The 21,588-nt window shown below is 46.8% G+C and carries 21 protein-coding genes; 15 read left to right on the top strand and 6 right to left on the bottom strand.

Features of this window, described 5'->3' with window-relative positions; all coding sequences use genetic code 11:
* Nucleotides 1–7: 7 nt before the first annotated feature.
* Both Q9R46_RS16510 and Q9R46_RS16505 read left to right on the top strand, forming a co-directional pair.
* Nucleotides 8–1,219 carry an MFS transporter gene (locus tag Q9R46_RS16510; protein ID WP_311280785.1) on the top strand — a complete coding sequence of 404 codons (1,212 nt, stop codon included), beginning with the start codon at nucleotides 8–10 and terminating at the stop codon, nucleotides 1,217–1,219.
* Between the two features lie 194 nt (nucleotides 1,220–1,413).
* Entirely contained in the window at nucleotides 1,414–1,857 is a 444-nt protein-coding gene (locus Q9R46_RS16505) for an Hsp20/alpha crystallin family protein (RefSeq protein WP_311280784.1), read from the top strand.
* A 191-nt stretch (nucleotides 1,858–2,048) separates the two neighbouring features.
* On the opposite strand, the gene Q9R46_RS16500 is transcribed toward Q9R46_RS16505, so the two are convergent.
* Nucleotides 2,049–2,363: a hypothetical protein gene (locus Q9R46_RS16500; RefSeq protein WP_311280783.1), complete on the bottom strand. Its 315-nt coding sequence runs from the start codon at nucleotides 2,361–2,363 to the stop codon at nucleotides 2,049–2,051.
* Here Q9R46_RS16500 and Q9R46_RS16495 point away from each other — a divergent pair.
* Nucleotides 2,352–3,002, top strand: coding sequence for an ABC transporter substrate-binding protein (locus Q9R46_RS16495; RefSeq protein WP_311280782.1), 651 nt, complete (start codon nucleotides 2,352–2,354; stop codon nucleotides 3,000–3,002). The two genes, Q9R46_RS16500 and Q9R46_RS16495, sit on opposite strands and share 12 nt — an antisense overlap.
* A gap of 1 nt (nucleotide 3,003) precedes the next feature.
* On the top strand, nucleotides 3,004–4,038 hold the full coding sequence (locus Q9R46_RS16490; protein WP_311280781.1) for an NAD(P)/FAD-dependent oxidoreductase: 1,035 nt from the start codon (nucleotides 3,004–3,006) through the stop codon (nucleotides 4,036–4,038).
* Nucleotides 4,039–4,177: 139 nt separating this feature from the next.
* On the opposite strand, the gene Q9R46_RS16485 is transcribed toward Q9R46_RS16490, so the two are convergent.
* On the bottom strand, nucleotides 4,178–4,738 hold the full coding sequence (locus Q9R46_RS16485; RefSeq protein ID WP_311280780.1) for a DUF1697 domain-containing protein: 561 nt from the start codon (nucleotides 4,736–4,738) through the stop codon (nucleotides 4,178–4,180).
* A 129-nt stretch (nucleotides 4,739–4,867) separates the two neighbouring features.
* Here Q9R46_RS16485 and Q9R46_RS16480 point away from each other — a divergent pair, with 129 nt between their 5' ends.
* Nucleotides 4,868–5,236 carry a VOC family protein gene (locus Q9R46_RS16480; RefSeq protein ID WP_311280779.1) on the top strand — a complete coding sequence of 123 codons (369 nt, stop codon included), beginning with the start codon at nucleotides 4,868–4,870 and terminating at the stop codon, nucleotides 5,234–5,236.
* Nucleotides 5,237–5,447: 211 nt separating this feature from the next.
* Here the strand turns inward: Q9R46_RS16480 and Q9R46_RS16475 are convergent, their stop codons facing one another.
* Nucleotides 5,448–6,095 (bottom strand): hypothetical protein, encoded by a 648-nt coding sequence (locus tag Q9R46_RS16475; RefSeq protein WP_311280778.1) that lies wholly within the window; start codon nucleotides 6,093–6,095, stop codon nucleotides 5,448–5,450.
* Nucleotides 6,096–6,305: 210 nt separating this feature from the next.
* Here Q9R46_RS16475 and Q9R46_RS16470 point away from each other — a divergent pair, with 210 nt between their 5' ends.
* Nucleotides 6,306–7,112, top strand: a complete 807-nt coding sequence (locus Q9R46_RS16470) for an alpha/beta fold hydrolase (protein ID WP_311280777.1) — start codon at nucleotides 6,306–6,308, stop codon at nucleotides 7,110–7,112.
* Between the two features lie 24 nt (nucleotides 7,113–7,136).
* The gene (locus Q9R46_RS16465; protein WP_311280776.1) at nucleotides 7,137–8,120 is read left to right on the top strand and encodes a sensor domain-containing diguanylate cyclase; all 984 of its coding nucleotides are present in this window, start codon (nucleotides 7,137–7,139) and stop codon (nucleotides 8,118–8,120) included.
* A gap of 103 nt (nucleotides 8,121–8,223) precedes the next feature.
* On the opposite strand, the gene Q9R46_RS16460 is transcribed toward Q9R46_RS16465, so the two are convergent.
* On the bottom strand, nucleotides 8,224–9,717 hold the full coding sequence (locus tag Q9R46_RS16460; protein ID WP_311280775.1) for a right-handed parallel beta-helix repeat-containing protein: 1,494 nt from the start codon (nucleotides 9,715–9,717) through the stop codon (nucleotides 8,224–8,226).
* Nucleotides 9,718–9,828: 111 nt separating this feature from the next.
* Here Q9R46_RS16460 and Q9R46_RS16455 point away from each other — a divergent pair, with 111 nt between their 5' ends.
* Nucleotides 9,829–10,485 carry a DUF2625 family protein gene (locus tag Q9R46_RS16455; protein ID WP_311281048.1) on the top strand — a complete coding sequence of 219 codons (657 nt, stop codon included), beginning with the start codon at nucleotides 9,829–9,831 and terminating at the stop codon, nucleotides 10,483–10,485.
* A gap of 82 nt (nucleotides 10,486–10,567) precedes the next feature.
* A complete protein-coding gene (locus Q9R46_RS16450; RefSeq protein ID WP_311280774.1) occupies nucleotides 10,568–11,044 on the top strand; it encodes an SMI1/KNR4 family protein in 477 nt (158 codons plus the stop codon).
* Between the two features lie 145 nt (nucleotides 11,045–11,189).
* Here Q9R46_RS16450 and Q9R46_RS16445 read toward each other — a convergent pair whose 3' ends face one another.
* The gene (locus Q9R46_RS16445) at nucleotides 11,190–12,539 is read right to left on the bottom strand and encodes an MFS transporter (RefSeq protein WP_311280773.1); all 1,350 of its coding nucleotides are present in this window, start codon (nucleotides 12,537–12,539) and stop codon (nucleotides 11,190–11,192) included.
* A gap of 205 nt (nucleotides 12,540–12,744) precedes the next feature.
* On the opposite strand from Q9R46_RS16445, the gene Q9R46_RS16440 reads away from it, so the two are divergent.
* Complete coding sequence (locus Q9R46_RS16440) at nucleotides 12,745–13,128, top strand: VOC family protein (protein WP_145332382.1); 384 nt, start codon at nucleotides 12,745–12,747, stop codon at nucleotides 13,126–13,128.
* A 168-nt stretch (nucleotides 13,129–13,296) separates the two neighbouring features.
* On the opposite strand, the gene Q9R46_RS16435 is transcribed toward Q9R46_RS16440, so the two are convergent.
* Entirely contained in the window at nucleotides 13,297–15,948 is a 2,652-nt protein-coding gene (locus Q9R46_RS16435; RefSeq protein WP_311280772.1) for a cation-translocating P-type ATPase, read from the bottom strand.
* A gap of 326 nt (nucleotides 15,949–16,274) precedes the next feature.
* Here Q9R46_RS16435 and hcp point away from each other — a divergent pair, with 326 nt between their 5' ends.
* From hcp to Q9R46_RS16410, 5 genes are all read left to right on the top strand, one after another.
* Nucleotides 16,275–17,567, top strand: coding sequence for a hydroxylamine reductase (gene hcp, locus Q9R46_RS16430; RefSeq protein ID WP_311280771.1), 1,293 nt, complete (start codon nucleotides 16,275–16,277; stop codon nucleotides 17,565–17,567).
* Between the two features lie 257 nt (nucleotides 17,568–17,824).
* Complete coding sequence (locus tag Q9R46_RS16425; protein WP_311280770.1) at nucleotides 17,825–18,850, top strand: helix-turn-helix transcriptional regulator; 1,026 nt, start codon at nucleotides 17,825–17,827, stop codon at nucleotides 18,848–18,850.
* Nucleotides 18,822–19,436, top strand: a complete 615-nt coding sequence (locus Q9R46_RS16420; protein WP_311280769.1) for an ABC transporter substrate-binding protein — start codon at nucleotides 18,822–18,824, stop codon at nucleotides 19,434–19,436. Before Q9R46_RS16425 ends, Q9R46_RS16420 begins: the two co-directional genes overlap by 29 nt.
* A 102-nt stretch (nucleotides 19,437–19,538) precedes the next feature.
* Nucleotides 19,539–20,552 (top strand): ABC transporter substrate-binding protein, encoded by a 1,014-nt coding sequence (locus Q9R46_RS16415; protein WP_311280768.1) that lies wholly within the window; start codon nucleotides 19,539–19,541, stop codon nucleotides 20,550–20,552.
* Nucleotides 20,552–21,583, top strand: a complete 1,032-nt coding sequence (locus Q9R46_RS16410) for an NAD(P)/FAD-dependent oxidoreductase (protein WP_311280767.1) — start codon at nucleotides 20,552–20,554, stop codon at nucleotides 21,581–21,583. Before Q9R46_RS16415 ends, Q9R46_RS16410 begins: the two co-directional genes overlap by 1 nt.
* Nucleotides 21,584–21,588: the final 5 nt, after the last annotated feature.

Below are 21,588 nucleotides of genomic sequence, written 5' to 3'. Positions count from 1 at the left end.
AGAACGGTTGAAAAATAAAGGCACGATTTATATTATGGCACTGGCTGTATTTCTGATCGGCACCATTGAATACATTATCACCGGAATTATTGAGATGATGGCGGCCGATCTTGGTGTATCTACGGCGGAAGCGGGCATGTTAGTCACGGTTTTTGCCCTTGCAGCAGCTATTATTGCCCCCATTCTGATCGCTTCAACCATCAATGTTGATCGCAGGAAACTGCTGCTATTCACCTTTGGGGTATTTATTGCCAGCAATGGCATCATGATGTTGGACCTCTCATATGAGGCGATGATCTGGATACGCATCATTCAGGGAGCAAGCGGCGGCATGACAACGGTCGTTTCGATGGCGGCAGCGACAAGGCTTGTGGAGAATGAAAAGCGAGGTAATGCGATCGGAATTATTCTGATGGGGCTAAGCAGCTCGCTCGTGCTTGGCGTGCCGATCGGTACATTTTTCAGTGAAATGTTTGGCTGGAGAATGTTATTTATGGTCATTGGTCTCCTCAGTGTTGTTCCATTTCTGATTATTTATCGCAAGGTTCCTTCCATCCGCGAGCAAGAGAAGGTAACCTTGAACATGCAACTCTCGTTGCTGAAAAATAAATTAATTATAATCGCATTGATGATGTCACTGTTATATGTGGGCGGCTATGCAACCTTGTTCACGTATATTACGCCGTTTTTGCAAACGACCTCGTCTCTATCGATGACCGAAATTAGCCTGATTCTATTCCTGGCAGGCATATGCAGCTTTATCGGTTCCAAATTGGGCGGACAATTGGCGGATGCCAGGGGATCGAAGTTCACCGTTTTTCTCGGGTTAGTGCTGCAAGGGGTGACGCTTCTGTTATTTGCTGTGACGGGCACACACCTGATCTTGCTGATCCTGGTGCTGATGATATTTATGTTGGCCACATGGAGTATCTCCCCTGCCCAGCAATTATATCTGGTGACCCTCGCGCCCCGTAGTCCGGACATTGCGCTAAGTTTGAATACGTCATTTATCCAATTTGGCTTTGCATTGGGTTCCGGGTTGGGCGGGCTTGTAATTAGCCGTTCATCGGTTCTGTCATTGAATTGGGCGGGTGTTGTCGCTGTAGGTATAGCTTTTTGTTTAGCCATATTACAGTTTAAGGGAGCAAGCAAAAGGCAAGGAGTAGCAACGTCTGCACAGAAGATCAATACGCAGCAAGATGCGGCGGAGCATCAATGATTGGTCAGATAAAGTCAGAAGGTCAAAGTTAGTCAAAATAAATGATAAAACGATCTATTTTATTCTATTTAGCCAAAATCGCAGATCATTGCCTTATATCGCTTTTTATCGGCTTTGAACCTTTGTAACGTCATGAATACAATAATAGATGTAAGCAACAACCACACCCAACCACATTTAAGGAGATGATGTTCATGTTTGATCTGATTCCATTTCGCAGAAGAAATGATGACCCGTTCGGACAGATGCTGAAATCCTTCCATGACATGGTTGACACCTCATTCCTCTCGTCGTTTGGAACGGGGATGCAGCCATTCCGCACCGACATTCGGGAGGAAGATGGCCGATATCTGGTCGAAGCCGAATTGCCTGGCTTTGCCAAAGAAGACATCGATATTCAGGTGCAAGGCAATGAACTCGTTATCCGCGCCAAACGTAATGAACTGGTTGAGCAAAAGGATGACGATCATCGAATCATTCGGCAAGAGCGTCGTGCCGGGGAATTCGTCCGCCGTTTCTACGTGGACCATATTGATGAGAACCATATTAAGGCACGGCTCGAAAATGGGGTACTGAAGCTGGACATTCCAAAACGTCCGGGCGATGAACAGGCACACAAACGCATTCAGATTGACTGATTTCGACTGGATGAAAAATGACAGGAGCCTTTGGTTATACACTTTACTTTATATGTAGATAGCAGAAGCTAATCCGTTGATGTAGTTTTGAACTGTTTTAAACAGGGCCTTTCGTCAGTCACGTCAAAACATGGCTACGAAAGGCCTTTTCTTATGAATTCATGCAATGATGTTGATGGGATTTACTCTTTTTAGCTCTGGACACCTGCCCAGAATACATTCCACGTAATTGCCAAAGCCTGCTCGTATGACTGTCTTGTCTCGTATACCAGTTGCACATCCAGACCATCCATCAAGGTCACAAAAGCCAGTGTTGCTTCTTCCGGGCTCGGACGGATTCCTTTATGATTAGCGAACAAAGCGGTGAGTTCTTCTTTCAAGGTGCCAAGGTACATTCGATATTGGGCCAGTACAAAATCATGGACCTCCAGCGGCGTAATAAAAGAGAGAACAAACATAAAGGCGACATTGGGATGTGTCAGAAAGCGGTTTTTGTGTTCAATCAAAAAGGCATGCAATTGCTGGATCTGTCGCCAGATCTCATTCTCACCGCAGGAGAAGGCATGGAGCAAGGCATATATAATGAGTTATCCAAAGTAGCTCCTACAGTGGCACTGGATGCCAATAGTGAAATGGATCGCGCCATGCCCAAACTGGCCGCTATATTTGAGAAAACAAAAGAGAGCGAGCAGATTTTAGCCAAGTTTGATGAACAAGCGAAGCAGGCAAAGGAGAAAATTGCAACGGCTATAGGAGATAAAACGGTGCTTGTGCTCCGGGTCGAACAAAATCGTTACCGTTACATGGGTCCGAAGGGCGGAAACAGCAGCCTATTTTTCTATGACCTGTTGGGTTTAAAAAGCCCTGAGGCGATTAAGGATGCCGACGTTTGGTTTAATCCCTTCTCGCTGGAGTTTTTGCCTGAGATGAATCCGGATTATATTTTCTTGGAAGATAGAACGCTCAAAGGGTATGACACCAAGGAATCGATGGAGAATTTGAAACAAAGCAAAATCTGGGCGAATCTGAAAGCTGTTAAAAATAATCATGTTTTTCCGTTAGAAACAAGTGCTTTTACCTCCGGTGTAGGTCCCATCGGTTCGGTCAAGTTAATGGACTATGTTGTCGAAAAGTTGGGTCAATAGGATGACAGCAAAACCGGATATATACGATATAACCATTGTTGGTGGTGGACCGGCCGGCATGTATGCTGCATTTTACAGCGGTATGAGGGATATGCGAACCAAAATCATTGAAGCCAAGCAAGAACTGGGTGGATTCATGCGTACTTACCCCGAGAAGCTGGTCTGGGATGTTGGGGGCTTTGAGCCTATTCGTTGTGAGAAGCTGATCCATTCATTGGAGGTTCAGGCACGAACGTTTGAACCAACGATTGTATTTGGTCAACAGGTGGATCAAATGTATAAAAGGGAGGATGGACTGTTTGTCCTTTCCACTCGAACTGGAGAACTGCACTACACACGTACGATCCTTCTATGTGCCGGCAGAGGCATGACCCAGGTACAGAGGCTTGATATCGAAGGAGCTAGCCGATATGAGCTTACCAATCTGCACTATACAGTGACGGAGTTGTCCCGATTTTCCGATAAACGTGTGTTGATCTCGGGCGGAGGAAATTCAGCCGTGGATTGGGCACATGAGATTGCCAAAGTTGCAGTAGAAGTGACTATAACGCACAGGCAAAATGAGTTTACAGCACATGAACAGTTTGTAGCCCAACTGAAGGACAGGGTCCATGTTATGAAGCCATATAAGATATCCCGTTTATGTGGGCTAGGTGACCGTATAGAGCATGTTGAACTAATTCACTTAGTCACCGGAGAGGCGGCACAAATTGAAGTGGATGAAGTGCTTGTAAGTCATGGCTATGATCGTGATTCTGGCAGACTCGTTGAATGGGGGCTGGAAAAATCCGAGTACGGTGCTCAGGTTGACGTACAAATGCGTACAAACATCCCCGGCGTATTTGGCGCAGGTGACTTCATTACTTTTGAAAGCAAGGTGCGGCTTATTGCAGGGGCTTTTAGTGATGCGATACTTGCAGTGAACAGTGCCAAACGATATCTGGACCCATCTGCTCCGCATATGGCAAATGTCTCCTCTCACAATGTCCGGTTTCTGGAGAAAAACAAAGCGTTATCTAATTTGGAACAAGGATAACTGAATATTCACAAAAAATAAAATCTCATGATCATGAGATTTTATTTTTTATTTTATTTATGGAGGATTTTAACGCTGGTTCCCGGGGCTGCTACAAGCAGTGTTTTTTTTGCACGGGAGCAGAATTCAGGCTCAAGTTTCAGCTTTCTTTTTCTGCAGCTTGCATCAGGGCATAAATTTTACGTGTGGTATTCACGTTCCTGACAGTCATGTAGGAATAAATTTTAGAGCCTGCCAATTTATTCAAGCCGCTCCTCGTTGCTTCATCTCGACCCACCGAATACAGGAGGGCTCCGGGCACATAAACAAGCTCGCCTATACCCGGTTTGAGAGGCAGTTTCCCCAGAATATCGATATCGTTAATTTCCTCCCACAAAAAGAGAACATCACTTTTGGCCTGATCATCATTGGTCCAATGGGAAGGCAGTGCCTGCATGACCGATGTCATCTCATCCATGTCCCGGACTAGTACTTTAATCTGCAAGCCGAAATCCGCAGCAATGGCCTGTTCCAAAAGTGCGGATAATTCGGCATGGGCGTCGCTTCGGTCCTCATAATCAGCAAAGATGATATTGCCAGAATTGATGTACGTTACCACCTTGTGCATCCCTGCTTGTTCAAAGGTTTCCTTGAGCTGCTTCATGCCGATTTTGTTATTGCCGCCTACATTAATGCCCCGCAGCAAAGCAACGTAGATCATGCACCCATCCTCCTAAGGATTAAAAAAATTTGAGAAAATGAAAAAATGCTACTGACATACTGTTGGCAAGAGAGGGCCTTTATACTCAAGACATACACATTAACCCCATTCAGAGGAGGATTTATCGTTATGTCAGTCATTGGACCCGATTTTATTTCACTTCAGGTGAACGATCTTGAAAGCTCAGCCACATTTTATCAAAATTTTCTTGGCCTGGTCCGTTCACAAGCTGGACCGCCTCATGCAGTCGTTTTTGAAACAAAGCCCATCGCATTTGCACTTCGTGACCTTATGCCAGGAGTAGACCTTGCTTCAGGGACGCAGCCCGGGCTTGGTGTCGCTCTGTGGTTGTATGCCCCTGATGCACAGGAAATCCACGATAAGCTTGTCAAAGCAGGCGTGAAGATAACATCTGCTCCAATCGATGGGCCATTCGGACGAACCTTTACATTTGTTGACCCGGATGGTTATTTAATAACACTTCACAGCAAAGCATGATCGTCTAGTAGACGGGTGCTGCTAAACATCAGGGAACATTCCTCTGTGATAGACATGGTGCCCATATCAAGACTATGCGTGAAGACGTTGTCCGTACATTGCATAAACTCCCTATACCGTATGCAGGTGAAAAATAAAACCTGTTGCTGTTAGGGAGTTTGTTCATTCCTCATGACTAATCAAAGAGACGCCCCCGATCTACTTCTATGTATCACATAGATAGATACTCCAATAGATGCACCGTCTGTTTTTCTCCAAGCAGTTCCTCTAATTTGGGCTGTACCTCTGAAAGGTACTCTGGTTTGGTCTCATAGGTTTCTTCGTCTTTCACTTCTCCCCCCAGCGAACGTGCGCTTTCAATCAAGATGGCAAGAGCATCGAAAAAGTCTGCCAGGGAATCCGCAACTCGTTGTGGTTCTCCACCCTCAAAGGCAGCATAGACAGGAGAAGCGGGAGCTGCTGCGTCAACGATGATCGGATCATCGTTGACATTGGCAATGACAATATGATGTGGCGGCCAGGAATCGGATTCTTCGAAAGGTTCCTGCATACCGATCCAGCGAAACCCCAGCTGTTGGCGATGAAGATGTTCTGGAGCCGCGAAAAAGAACAGGGCTGCATCTCCGATTTCCACAGCTGCGCTCTTCATTTTCATTGTTCCTTCGGCTTGAGCATCTACCATCTCATAGTGACTATAAAAGTATTGGAGTTCAGGCGAAAGGGAAATACGCTTGTCCACTTCCGGCTGAACCGGAAGCACCCGAGGTCGCATGTCGTGATTTTGGAAAAGTCCGTAAGCTTCGTTATATTGATCTTGTTGTTCTATGAAACGAGTTAAAGCTTGCTTTAGTTGCTGCATGGTTTCGTTCCTCCTGACAAAGATATAGTATTATTTTATATCGGATGGGCTGATGATTAAACTCCATGATTCATTCTGACTGTAAAATATTTATCATCAAGGATTGTTATATAAAGGAAATAGGTTAATAGTGCTTATTCAATTCCCAGCATTTTACGATATAATATCCTAATAGAAAATTTGTGAAAAGCTTTAAGAGAGGTGAGTGAGATGACGGTTGATGTCCTTGTACGTAACAATGTAAATGTTATGGGAACAGGCAGTCAGACGATTATGTTTGCACATGGCTTTGGGTGTGATCAGGAGATGTGGCGACATATCGTGCCAGCTTTTTTTGAACAGTACCGGGTTGTTCTCTTTGATTATGTTGGTTCCGGGGAGTCCCAAATTAAATATTATGATGCTCTTAAATATAATGATCTCCATGGCTATGCCCAGGATGTACTTGAAATTATGGAAGTGCTGGAGCTTCGGGATGTGATCTTTGTCGGCCATTCCGTCAGTAGCATGATTGGCATGCTTGCCTCCATTCAGGCACCGCATCTTTTCAAAAATATCGTCATGTTGGGGCCTTCTCCGCGCTATTTGAACGATATGCCTCATTATTTCGGTGGATTTGAACGGCGGGATATTGATGAACTGTTGGAGATGATGCAATTGAACTTTATCGGCTGGGCAAGTTATCTGGCTCCTATTGTAATGCAGAACCCGGAACGGAAGGATCTGACGGAAGAGCTGGAGAAGAGCTTTTGTTCCCGTGATCCGCATATCGCCCGGCAATTTGCCGAAGTGACATTCCTGTCCGATTGTCGGATCGAACTGGATTCGGTGTCTGTGCCTACCTTGATTCTGCAATGCTCAGATGATAGTATCGCTCCCGTAGAGGTCGGAGACTATCTACACTCCCACCTGAAGAACAGCAGTTTACAGCAGATGAATGCCAAGGGGCATTATCCTCATCTGAGTGAACCGGCCGAGACGATTCGATTAATTAAAGAATATCTGGCGAGTGCTTAACATACAGAAGAAAGGCTGTTTAAGATGGACATTCAATTAGATACGGCACCTTGCGGGTATTTTTCGATATCGGATTCGGGCGTGATTTTGTCGGTAAATCAAACGTTACTGCACATGATTGGGCGTGAACGGGATGAATTGATAGGCAAACATATCGAATCCATGATGTCGGTCACCAATAAAGTGTTTTTTCATACGTATTTCTATCCGTATATTCAGCTGTATGGTCATGTGGCCGAGATGTATTTTTCATTTCGCAAGCGTGACCAGGAGGACGTCCCGGTGCTGCTCAACGGGGTGCGTCAGATGCGGGACGGGCAACATGTTGTGGACTGCGTAGTCGTCATTATGCGTAAACGGATTGAGCATGAAAAGGACATTTTAAATACCAAGACCAAGCTGCAGGACTTATATCAGGCAACACAAGAAGCAAACCAAGAGCTGGAGCGTCTGCATGAAGAATACAAAATTAAAGAGCAGGCGCTGATTAAAGTCAATGAACAATTGGAATTGATGGCGTCTACGGACTTGCTGACAGGTCTCAAGAATCGTCGGTTTTTCCAAGAAAAAATGGCTTATCATCTATCTCTCTATTATGAGGAACAGCGTGAATTTTCCCTGCTTGTGATGGATATTGACCACTTCAAAAGCATTAACGACACCTACGGACATCCTATCGGTGATCTGGTACTGGGTAATTTGGCTACGTTGTTGCTATCCATCTCGCGTGAGGTCGATGTGGTGGCACGTTACGGCGGTGAGGAGTTTGTGATCATTCTAGCGAATTGCGGAGAGGAACAAGCCATCAGCATCGCAGAACGATACCGGTCACACGTTGCTTCTGCGGATTGGGGGGAATATCACGTTACGGTGAGCATTGGCGCGGCAACGATCTCGGGAGCAGATACGGAGCTGTCTGTGTTTCAAAAGGCAGATGATGCGCTCTATGCATCCAAGACGGGCGGGCGAAATCGGGTAACCCATGCGGCTCATTTGATTCAGCGTTAATAGAATCACGCATCATAAAAACGGATCAGCAGGCAGAGAACCTTTGCTTGCTTGATCCGTTTATTAATTAGTACAGACGATGGTTAAAAAAGGAAGACAATGTCTATCTTGGGGCCAGATAGCCGTAAGCTTTGGCTGGAGAGCCTGTTTGCAGGCGATAATCTCCCTTTGAGCTGTTCACAAACGCCGGGTTTACATAGCGTGAGTGTGCATCATTGCCTGATCCTTGTTGGTACGCAGTCCAACCGGAATACGTTTTATTTTTCCAAACCCAAAGGGCATCGTCCGCTTCATCGTTAACGAAATATATGTTGTGATCAAACACATTGCTTGTGTTGCTTGTGTACTCGTTATACATCAGCACACCGGATTTGCCAGCGGTAACGATGTTTTGCTTGAAGGTATTGTTTCTTGTATGAGACTGGATCAGAAGCTGTCCATTACCCGCGTTTAACGTATCATTGTTTGCGATGGTATTATATAAAATTTGGCTGTTTTCCGTTGCACCTCGCTCTTCGTCGTACCCCCCCATGGCGATGCCTGTTAGTCGATTGAGATAGATCAGGTTATCACGAACGGTGATGTTGCTGGTAGAACGGCCGGCGTGCTCCGAGGCTATCTCGATTCCGATATCATTCAGGTACAATTTATTGCGGTCTATAATGTGACGAGTGCCGCCGTCTACATAGATGCCTCCGGCTGAATTACTTTTATTCGGAAGTGGAAGCCCGTAAGACGGATTTTTAGTGGATGTGATGTTGTAGATGGTGTTGCCGCGAACGATACCGTTTCTCGCAAGGTCATACGTGTCATCCTCTGAAATGCCCTCATATCCGATCAGATCAATGCCGATGTTGTCTGTATCATGGATGGTATTATTCATAATGGCAAAGGTGTCGACATTGCCGTTAACCGCAAGTGATTCGCTGGAACCTAGCACGAGGTCATACAGTTCATTATCTTTAATGATAATATTGCGTAGGGCCTGTGGATGCTCTGTGCCATAGATGGCGATTCCGTGTGCATCTCTGCCTTGCAGTTCATCGCCTTTTGGCGTTGCCCGGCTAGCTATGGCATGAATTTGATTGCCGAGAAGTTGCACGTTCTCTCCTGCTCCATGTACGTAAATGCCGACAGGGACTTGCCCCGTCTCAGTGGTGGAGAAGCCACGAATCTCCAGATTTGAGATCGTAACATGGCTGACATTGTCCAGTTCGACCATGCCTTCGACACCGCGTACAGATAACGGCTTGCCATCGAGAATCGCTTTCTCTCCAGGATAACTGGAGATTAGCGTAGGTTTGCCTGAAGAAAGCCCGCTACGGGTTATTTTGACTTTTTGGGTGTAGACACCCTGGCGCAGATAGATCGTACTACCGGGAGAAGCATGATCCGTTGCATACTGAATCGTCTTCCATGGAGAATGGATGGTTCCAGGATTCTTATCGTTTCCCTGTGGTGAAATATAATAGATGGTCAGATCATTCGTTTCGGTCTGGACATCTGGTTGTTGAGGAATAGAGAAGGCTCGATCCTGGCAGCCCGAAGATGTGAACAACGTGAGGATTAGAGCAGGGAGCAGGATTAAACGAAACAAGGATATCCCTCCTTTAATTACAATCTGAAAGCTAATTATATCAGATTTGAATGGTAGATTAAGCCATGATATGCTTGGAAAAGTCATGAAATGGAGAGGAGACGTCGAATGATGAAACATCTGTCTGCTGATGAATTAATGGATCAGGAAAATCATGCCTGGCCGGAGCTCAAAGCGCTTTTGGATCAGGGGGGAAATACATATACCTATGCTCCGGTACAGCCGGAAATAGGCAAGAATACGCTGCACCAGCTCCAAGTGAGCACTCGTTCTTATATCGGAGCTGTCGCCTATGAGACGGAGGGCATGGCGGTGGATCATGGATGGATTACGTTGCTGGGCGCAGGCGGTGAGAGTGTATATGGCAGTCTGGCCAGCTGGAATGGCTTGAGTGACGAACCTGCTGTAGAGGCATTGCCGGGCATGATGGTCGTGGCCTATGATGTGGCTGGAGGCTTTTTTGCACTGGATACCGGGAAGTTTAATGGCTCGGGACAGATTTATTATTTTGCACCGGATGCCTTGGAGTGGGAGGACACGGAGCTTTCGTACTCCGAGTTCATGACCTGGCTGGCTGAGGGGGATCTGCAATTATTTTACGAAACGTTTCGCTGGAAAGGCTGGCAGGAAGATATGGCGCAACTGGACAATGGCCAAGTGTTTGCTTATTTTCCTCCGCTCTGGACGAAGGAAGGTAGCGGAAAGAAAAGCAGTAAATCGCCAGTTCATATTGCTGAGGCTTGGAAAGCGGTACTCGAAGCGAAGTGAAAGGTACTGGCAGCGCGGGTGAGTTGAAGTTAGCTGGGTGAGTTCATTTGAAATTGATCAAGCTTAGAGAGGACGAACAGGAATGAGTGACCAGAATGATCGTGCAAGTGTGACGCGTATTCAGTCTCATTATGGTATTGTTTTTCCGCAGGAGTACCTTGACTTTATTCAGCTGCACGGCGACGCTTCTTTTGATCTGATCCAGGGCACAGAGACGGAAGATTGGGAGATACGTTTTCATGCACTGGATGATCAGTTTATCTCGAATAATACGACATTAGTGGATGAGGTCAATCCTGATCCGCGGCAAATTATTCCGATTGCGTGGAGTGTCAGCAGTGGTAACAACTATTTGCTTGATTATCGTGAGAGCCGAGACACGCCTTCTGTACTGGTGATGGAGCATGAACTGGCGATGGTGCGTGAAGATGCGGAGAGTGAGGCCGAGACGAGGGAAGAGGCGCAGCAGTTAATGGAGGAAAATGTGAAGCCGCTTGTTGCCAATTTTCGTTCATTTGCATCGCTTCTTCAGGTGCGGCCACCACAAGCGCAAGAATAAGGTTAGCCTTTAAAGATAGTCGATAAAAATAGATATGTAAAAGCAGCAAAAAGGCTCGCAAACAGGTGCGGGCCTTTTTCGACTTCTATATAAGTTCGACGTAAGATTTTTCTACAGGACGTTCCAAAGACAGATGCATGCTTCATTAGCGACCGGAGGGTACAGAGGTTAAATTGCGCTTTGCAAGTGAAGCCGCTTTGCTGTGCCATAGTGTCAATCCAAGCGAAATGAGACATACGGCCAGCAGGCAGCCATACACCACGTGATAAGCTTCTTGTACCGTTACGCCGGGTATGGCGTGCAGAAGCAAACCGCACACGGCTACAGACACCGAACCGCCAAAGAACTGGATCAGCTGCAACAATCCCATCCCTGAACCAATCTGGTTTCTTGGCAGTACACGTGAGGCTTCGTTATTCAGGGAGGCCATGGAGGCTGACAGTGCTGGCGAGAAGAACACATAACCGCCTGTAATGATCAGGGCGGACTGGTCAAGTCCAAGCATAAACAACACGAGTACCGCGGCGAGCATACATTGTCCTATCAACATAAAGCGCATATTGCCATAACGATCGATCCAGCGACCGACATAACGGGTACAAAATGCCGAGATGATCGCTCCCGGGGCAATGAGCAAGCCGATGGCAAGGGCAGAACGATGATACAGATCGGCTAGCACTAACGGCATCAGGAACAGATTTCCGAGATTGACCACGAGTATGCAGAAACCAATGAGAATAAGCCGAGTGAAACCCGGCGTTCGAAACACCTGTGGGTTCACAAAAGGTAATCTTGCTCTGCGAATATACAGAATATGTACAACAAGAGAGGCTACGCCAACGACCAGCCAGATCCATGACCGCTGTGTAATGGCCACGAGCAGGGTAGTTGCATTCATGATGGTGAGCAGTGCACCCGTAAGGTCAAATGGCTGTTCTTTGTTCACGGTCTCCCGCGGTAAAAAATAGAGCAACACCGGCAGGGCAAGCAGCACCAGCACCGTAATCGCAAACAAACCGTTCCAGCCCATGTACTCGCTGATCAGTCCGCCGACAATCGGACCAAGGCCAAAGGCCATCGCGCTACCGGATGAGATGAGCGCCAGGGCAGCCCCGCGCCGTTCCACTGGAATATAACGACTCGCAATGACTAGACCGAGGCCAGCCATAACCCCCGCTCCGGCGGATTGCAGAATTCGCGTCGTGAGCAGCAAGGCAAAGTTGTGTGCGAACAGCCCGAGCACGGACGAGCAGCCAAGAATTAACAGCCCGACCGTGACCAGCTTACGTACCGGAATTCGGTCGGACAAGCGGCTATATATCACGGTAGACAGAGCATATCCGATGGAATAACTGGAGATAACCCAAGAACCGAGGTCAGAAGTGATCTGAAGATCACGGATAATGACAGGCAACGAAACGTTAAACATGGTCGTGTTCATCACCACGATGAAGAGGCAGCACGTCCAGAGCGGCATTAAAATTTTTTCTTTCACATAACCATTCCTGTCTTGTAAAGAGTTATCATATAATATGAATAGATTTTGGTATTAGCATTATATACGAGGGAGACAAAACAATATTCTATTTTACTCCTCTAATGTTAATATGGCAATAGTGTCATATTTTTTTTTCGAGCGACTACATAACAGGCGTAAGCGGCTTAAGATTGATTAGAATGAAGAAGGAGATTAGATTATTATGAAGCCAGCATTATTAGAGTCCCACAGTGTGTTCCCAACCCTTGATATGAGGAGAACGGCTACATTTTATGAAGAAAAACTAAAATTTCGTGTCGTGGAATACTTGGACGTCGCAGAGCCGCATGTGTGCCTGTACCGTGATTCTACCGAGATTATTTTAACCCAAAGCAATGGACAGAAGGTAATCCCGAATCGAGAGCTGTATGGCTACGGATACGACGCCTATTTCATTACGAAACAGCAGGAAGAGCTTGAACAAGAGTTGATCGATGCGGGTGTAACGATTGTTCGTTCCTTCCATCATTCTGATTATAACAACAAAGAATTTGTAATCGAGGATATCGACGGACGATGGATTGCCTTTGGCATCAAGCAGGGTTAGTAGAAGGTACTGGAATAGAAGAAAGACCCAAGAAGCACCAAACAATCGATCTATATGGTATGAAAAAATAACCCGGATAAACAAACAGGCGCCCTTCCAAAAGGGGCGCTGTTTGTTTATCCAATCTATAATGCACACCGCGATGTCCATCGGTACATCTTGTATCAACTAAGCCGCGGCGGTTTGTTTGCCGCGATTGCGAATCCATTTGATGACATCCATCAGGATCACCGCGCCAAGCGCAAGCCCGCCTGCGATCAGGAGCTCATCCCAGCCGAAGGTATCAGGAATGGCAAAGATGCCGCGAACACCCGGAATCAGCGTAATACCGTAGAGGCAGAGACAGACCACAATCGAACCAAGCACCAGCTTGTTGGTCAGGAAACCGACCTGGAAGATAGTCTGGGTGTTGGAACGTGCCGCAAAGGTTTGCAGACTGCGCGCCAGGATCAGTGTAGTAAACGCCATCGCGACACTCATCTCTTCCGAGATACCGAGTCCGATATACTGTGACACGATAACGGCGACGCCAATGAGAACCCCGCGGATAATGACAGCCTGCAACGTTCCGCCTGCAAAAATACCTTCGTTAATGTCACGCGGCTTGCGCCGCATCACATCCGGTTCGGCTTTCTCCGTGCCGAGTGCAATAGCTGGCAAGGAGTCGTTGACCAGGTTGATAAACAGCAGTTGTAGCGCTGTGAATGGATTAACCCAGCCGACAACCAGTGCGAAGAGGATGGCGATAATGGCGCCGAGATTACCGGCGAACAGATAGGCGATAGCCTTTTTAATATTATCAAATACCATCCGTCCAACGCTGACCGCATTCACAATGGATACAAAATTATCGTCAGTCAGGATCATCGCCGCCGCATCTTTGGCGACATCCGTTCCACTTCCCATGGCTACGCCGATATCGGCCTGCTTCAGTGCAGGAGCGTCGTTGACACCATCTCCGGTCATGGCTGCAATTTTGCCTTTACGTTGCCATGCACGCACGATCCGAATTTTATTTTCAGGGGAAACCCTTGCATAGACGGAGATGTGTTCGAGCTGCCGATCCAGCTCTTCATCCGACATTTTGTCCAGCTCAGCACCTGTGATGGCAAGATCATCTTTGTCAGCCAGCCCAATGTCGATGCCAATGGCCTGAGCTGTTGTTTTGTGGTCACCCGTAATCATGATGGTGCGAATGCCTGCTTTTTTGGACTCTTCAATGGAGCCATATACCGCTTCACGCGGCGGATCAATCATCGCGGTCAGACCAACTAAGGTAAGATCGGATTCGTCCTCAGGCGTGACCTCTTTTTTGTCATCAAAACGTTTGTATGCGTAGGCTAGCACCCGGAATGCGCGTTTGGAGAATGCCTCGTTTTTTTCTTCAAATTGAGCACGAATCTCAGGGGTCAGCGGTTGTGCCTCACCGTGGATAAATACATGACTGCAGCAACTGAACAACACATCCGGGCCGCCTTTGGTCAACAAAGCAGTCTGCCCCTCAAAGGTATGCACGGTGCTCATCAGCTTGCGATCCGAGTCAAACGGAAGCTCGGCTTCCCGTGGAAACCGATCCCGGATTTCGTTGTAATCCTTGTTCACACTGTTGCTAAACGCAATGAGTGCAACTTCGGTGGGATCGCCAAGCTCCTTGCCCTCCTGATTGATGTTCGAATCATTGCAGAGTACGGCAATATGTAACAACCGACGTTCTTCTTCCGACCATTCGGCAGGGTTATCGGGAAACTCGTCTTTTGTACCGTGAGGAATGTAATAATCCACAACGGTCATTTTATTCTGAGTGAGTGTACCGGTTTTATCCGTGCAAATAATGCTGGCCGATCCCAACGCTTCCACCGCGGGCAATCTGCGAATGATCGCATGTTGCTTGGCCATCTTGCTGGTACCCAGTGATAGTACGATGGTGACGATGGAGGAGAGTGCTTCAGGTATGGCAGCCACTGCCACGGCTACAGCAAACATCAACGCATTGATAAGCGACGGGCCGATATTCTCGGTGCCTTCTGTCAGCCACACCCGTCCCGCCTCAATGGCAAAAATGAGAATCGACAGGCCCAGGATGAAAAAGCCCAGCTTTTTGCTGAACGATTCCAGCTTGCGCTGTAGCGGTGTTTCCTTGGCTTCCGCATTTTCAATCAGTTCGGCGATTTTTCCGATTTCGGTTTTCAATGCCGTACCTGTAATGACAATCGTGCCACGACCGTATACAACCAGGGAGCCACTGAACGCCATGTTGCGCCGATCCCCAATTCCAGCCTCTTCTGATATCACATCCGCATGTTTTTCGGCAGCTTCGGATTCGCCAGTTAACATACCTTCATTGATCTTGAGACTGCCGGATTCCAGAATGCGTCCGTCTGCGGGCACGTAATCCCCGGCATCAAGCAATACGATGTCGCCAGGTACGAGCTCCCGCGCAGGAAGCGTCTGTTTCTGACCATCTCGAATAACCTTGGCTTCAGGGGCAGACATCTGCCGAAGGGCATCAAGCGAGCTTTCCGCCTTCTTGGTTTGCACAACACTAATGACAGCGTTTAGCAAAATGACGAGAAAAATAATTAGAGATTCGATCAGATGTCCAAGCACAACCTGCACAGCAGCTGCGATGAGAAGCACGATGACCATCGGATCTTTAAAATTTTCAAGAAACAGTTTCCAGATCGGTGTTGCGTCTTTTCCTTTTAACTCGTTATATCCTACGGATTCTAATCTCTTCGCTGCTTCGGAGGTGGAAAGCCCTCTTTCGGAACTTTGTACCTCCTGCAATACTTCCTCTGCACTGCGCCTGTAATGTTGCAATCGACCAGCTCCTTGGCATGTGATTTATATGTGTATTACCCGAACGGACAAAAACTAGAATCGCCTATTGATATTGTTTTATCAACATTGGATATGTAGTTGGAGGATAGGCTTGAACAGCGTTAGCTGTCAATGTCATTATTCATAATTCCAGTGATACTTATGCGTGGTACTGGTAATTGGTTGGATGATAGTCTGATATAAGTTTTAAAAGGGAAAATATAGGTATTGGTTTACAAAACTGTGTGTCAGATCACAATTGTGTGCCTCCAGCTCTGTTAGGCTAGTTCGTAACGAAGAGTTCATTTGGTCTGGAGGAGATGTATATGTTTTGTTATCAATGTGAACAGACGCCGAGTGGTGGATGTAAAGTGATTGGGGTATGCGGTAAAAATGAAACCATTGCGAGCTTGCAGGATACGATGATCTTTGCCCTGAAAGGGATTGCGGCTTATGCTACACACGCACGCCAGCTTGGTTATACCGATCCTGAGGTGGATCGGATCACACACGAAGCTTTATATATGACGCTTACGAACTCAAACTTTAATCAGCAGGAACATCTGGAGATGGCGATGAAAGTCGGAAATGCCGCCATTCGAATCATGGATGTATTGGACCGTGCGCATACCGATCGATTCGGTATTCCTCAGCCGATCACGGTGAGCCAAAATCAGATTGAAGGTCATTGTATCGTCGTGACGGGTCACAATCTGTACGCCCTCGAAGAATTGCTGCGTCAGACAGAAGGCAAACGCATCAACATCTACACGCATTCCGAAATGCTACCTGCGCATGGTTACCCGGCATTAAAGAAATATGCTCACCTTAAAGGGAATATCGGTAAAGCCTGGTACGATCAGCGTAGGCTGTTTGAAGAATTCCCGGGTGCCATTCTGGCCACAACGAACTGTGTCATGCCGATCAAAGGCACCTATGCAGATCGTTTCTTCTCCTATGAAGTCGCTGGTCTTGAGGGAGTAACAAAGATTGAAGGCGAGAATTTCTCACCTCTTATTGAGCGAGCGTTGTCACTGCCAGTGGCGAACATCCAATCCGAGCAAGTATTAACGACAGGTTATCACCATGAGACCGTGATTGGGCTTGCACCAGAGATTATCCAGGCCGTCAAAGACGGACATATCCGTCGGTTCTTTGTCATTGCAGGCTGTGACGCACCGGGTAAGGGCGGTAACTATTACCGTGAACTCGCTACGTCGCTACCGAATGATACCGTCATTCTCACCACCTCTTGCGGCAAGTTCCGTTTCAATGATGTGGATTACGGTACGGTGGGAGACACGGGCATTCCGCGGTATATTGACCTCGGACAATGCAACAACTCCGGTTCAACGGTGAAAATCGCAATGGCTTTGGCTGATGCTTTTGGCTGCACGGTGAACGAGCTTCCTGTAAGCATCGTGCTGTCATGGTTTGAGCAAAAAGCGGTAGCAATTCTGCTCGGCCTGTTCAGCCTCGGTATCCAGGATATCCGAATCGGACCAAAACCACCTGAATTTATTTCGGAAGGTGTATTGAATGTGCTTGTGGATCTGTTTGGCTTGAAACTGATTACGACGGCAGAAGAAGATATGAATGCAATGTTGGCGTTGTCTTAGATAAGTTTAGCTACATGAGTAGAGTGGATAAAAGAGTCGTGCTTCCTGCACGGCTTTTTTCGCGTTGTAATCCAATTCCCACACAGCATTGCACAGAGCCTGCTATTCAGGTAGGATGAGTTCAAATCGATATGATGGTGGCTGTGAATATGGCGAATTAGACCAATAGAAACGTAGAGTCAGGACTGGGCTTGCAAGTGTGCGGGCTTTTTTTTCAAGAGTATGAACGTAGAAAGGATAAGGATATGCCTCAGAACATGGAATGGATCGCTCAGTGGAGATCAACAAAGGCATTAACCAATACATGGATATCAACCGGGGAGCGGCACTACTTTGCAAGTCACAGCTTGATATTTATTATAGATGGGAAAGCGACATGGAATATAAATGGTCAAAGGGTTCACGCCTCTTTCGGAGAATTAATTGCGATTGAAGAGAAATCTGTGTTGGAGGTCATGGACGGAGGCGATATGGATCTGGCAGGCTGGCATGTTCAGTTCGATACCTACGCTGTATTTGATAATCGGCGGGAAGTAGAGAAATTTGATTGGCAGGTACCGTCAGGCGAAGCCTATCAGAAGATGCAGCTGTCAGGAGGAAGCCTCGCTAGTATTATTCAGCAATTGAGTGAAGAAAACACGGATATTCGGAGTGAACGGGTTGGAAATCAGCACTTGTTATATGAACTTTTAAATAATCTATATCAGCAAAAGGGAGATAGTGAGCTCAATTCGGAAAACGGTGTACTCCGTTCCAACGATTATATGAGAGAGCATTATGGTCAGGTGATTACGCGCGGACAGCTGGCACAGATCGCCGGCATCACCCCATGGCACTATTCCCGCAAATTCAGTGAACAATTTGGCAAGTCACCGCTGGATTATCTGGCTCATTATCGCATCTATCGCGCTCAGGAAGAACTGTTATTAACTTCAGCGACTTCACAACATATTGCTAAAAAGTCCGGGTTTGAGGATGCCCATTATTTCAGCCGCCGCTTTAAACAACTAACAGGGGTATCACCAAAACAATATAGACAAACTTTGAAGCATCGTAGATTCGTAGTGCTCTCTCCAATCTGTGCAGAGATAATGATTCATCTGGGGGTAATTCCTTATGCCGTGATGGTCACTCCGATCCTGCTGTCTCCACATCAACGTGAGCAATTTATAGAATATGGGGTGAGGCTGCTTGAGGTTACGCAATATGATGTGGACTTAGAACTTGTTCGACAAACCCTAGCCGGAGATTATTGTGGGCAACAGTATGACGGAAAAGGTTAAAAAAGAGCTGCGCACGATCGCACCGCTCATCACGGGACTCCATCAGAACATAGAGGCTTTGCTAGATCAATTGGCAGTCTGGTTTCATATGGAAAAGGAAGCTCAGGGACTTCAGTTGCAACTGCAACAACAGATCAGCGAAACACAACAGCAGCTACAACCTATCGTTCAATCCGCCTCGACAGTTATGCTGCTAAGGGTGGAAGCGTTTGGTTATCGTTACTTGGGTGGGCATTCATACGGGATATCACAGTTGTTATATGGTCAGCTTGGATTAGCACTTCCACAAGCACTCGAACAAGGTACAGCCTGGTTCAATCCTTGCTCGCTTGAGTTGCTGGTACAAGCCGATCCGGATTATCTGTTTGTGGAGAAACGAATCATGCAGCATTTCAGCGCGGACGACAATATGAGAAAATTGTTGGCGAGTCCACAATGGAGCCAACTAAAGGCGGTAAAAATTAACCGTGTGACGTTCATAGACACCCATCTGTGGATCGACGGTCATGGCATTGCCGGCCAGCAGCTGATTCTGAATCAGATCGTCAGCCATCTGACAGAAACTGCTCCAGATCGAGCACAATAATCCATGGGGTTAGGCACGATATGCTATGGATGAAACACTTCTTATTTGATAATATTTGATAATAATTATCATTATCAATACATATAAGGGGCGAAGCATATCATGTTACGACGTTTCAGAGGGTTCGGTATCATGCTGGTGGTGATCTGCATTTTGCTGGCGGCATGTTCCAGCGGAACCGAAGAGGAGACAACAGCGGGTATATCAGGAACTCGGAGTGAGGAAGCAACAAGTACAACAAAAGTTGAACCGAATAGCAGTGGAACCAAAGTGGTGAAAGATCAGTTTGGAGAGGTGACCATCCCTACCCATCCTCAAAATCTGGTTGTGTTTGATTCCATCTATGCTGAGTATTTAATTGAGATGGGAGTTACACCACAGATCGTATTGTATACGCCCGAAGTCGAAGCGGAATATCGACCGGCATATTTTAAAGAACACGGTGTTCAGACGATCGAAGTAGAACAGTATCAATATAATTACGAGCAGTTGCTTGCGTTATCTCCGGATATGATTCTTACAGCCGGCGAAGGTATGGAACAGGGCGTATATGATGAATTATCTAAAATTGCTCCGACTGTGGCACTGGATGCCAATAGTGAAATGGAACGGGCAATGCCGAAATTAGCGGACATCTTCGATAAAACGGAGGAATCTGCTAAGGTACTGGCCGAATTTGACCAGAAGGCTGCACAGGCCAAAGATAAGATTGCAGCTGCTCTGGGGGACAAGACAGTATTAGTCCTGCGTGTGGAGCACAATCGTTACCGTTTCATGGGTCCCAAAGGGGGAAGCAGCAGTGTCTTTTTCTATGAAACCCTCGGTCTGAACAGTCCGGAGGCCATTAAAGATTCTACCGATTGGTTCAGTCAGTTCTCTCTGGAATTTTTGCCGGAGTTGAATCCGGATTATATCTTCTTGGAAGACAGAACCCTCGTAGGTTATGACACGAAGAAATCCATGGAAGATCTGAAGGCAAGCCAGGTATGGGCGAATCTGAAGGCTGTGAAGAATGATCATGTTTTCCCTCTGAAAACAAGTGAATTCGTATCTGGTGTGGGTCCCATTGGTTCGGTTAAATTAATGGACTATGTTGTTGGAAAGTTGGTGCCTTAATGACGTCAGAGAAGCAACAGGACATTTATGATATTACGATCGTAGGCGGTGGGCCTGCTGGAATGTACTCTGCATTCTACAGCGGAATGAGAGCCATGCGTACTAAAATCATTGAAGCCAAACAGGAACTCGGCGGATTTATGCGTACCTATCCAGAGAAGTTGATCTGGGATGTGGGGGGAATCGAGCCTGTACGTTGTGAGAAGCTGATTAAATCATTGGAGGTACAAGCGAGAACATTCGACCCTACTATCGTATTCGGCCAACAGATTGATCAGATGCATCGTCGTGAAGATGGGATATTCGTGCTGACAACCAAGACGGGAGAGCAGCATTACACACGCACCATCCTTTTATGTGCAGGTCGGGGAATGACACAGGTCCAAAAGCTCGACATTGAGGGTGTGAGCCGATATGAACTGACCAATCTGCATTACACGGTTACAGATCTTTCCCGTTTTAGGGGTAAGCGGGTTCTGATCTCGGGAGGTGGCGATTCAGCCATTGACTGGGCCAATGAAATAGCTAAAATTGCGAATGAAGTCATTGTGGTACATCGGCGACATGAGTTCGCCGCACATGAAACGCCAGTCGCTCAGATGAAAGCTCATGCTCAGGTCTTAACGCCCTACAGGATCTCTCATTTGTATGGTGAGGGTGATCAGATAAACCGTGTTGAACTAGAACACATGGAAACCAAGGAAATAAAGCAACTTGATGTAGATGAAGTGATTGTGAGTCATGGTTACGATCGTGACTTCGGTAATCTCGTACAGTGGGGACTGGAACGGGAGGATTATGGAGTGACCGTTGATCAGCGCATGCGTACCAGCATTCCAGGTGTGTTTGGAGCCGGTGACTTTATCACTTACGGAAGCAAAGTGCGACTGATTGCAGGAGCCTTTAACGATGCAGTGCTTGCAGTTAACAGTGCCAAGATGTATCTTGAACCCGCAGCATCCGATATGGCGGGTGTGTCTTCTCACAATGCCCGGTTCTTTGAGAAAAACAAAGCTATTTCCAACAGATAGACAGG

Origin of the sequence: Paenibacillus sp. RRE4 (genome assembly GCF_031844205.1) — a bacterium.
GTDB classification, from domain to species: Bacteria; Bacillota; Bacilli; order Paenibacillales; family Paenibacillaceae; genus Paenibacillus; species Paenibacillus xylanexedens_B.
This window is presented reverse-complemented; position numbering and strand designations above follow the sequence as displayed.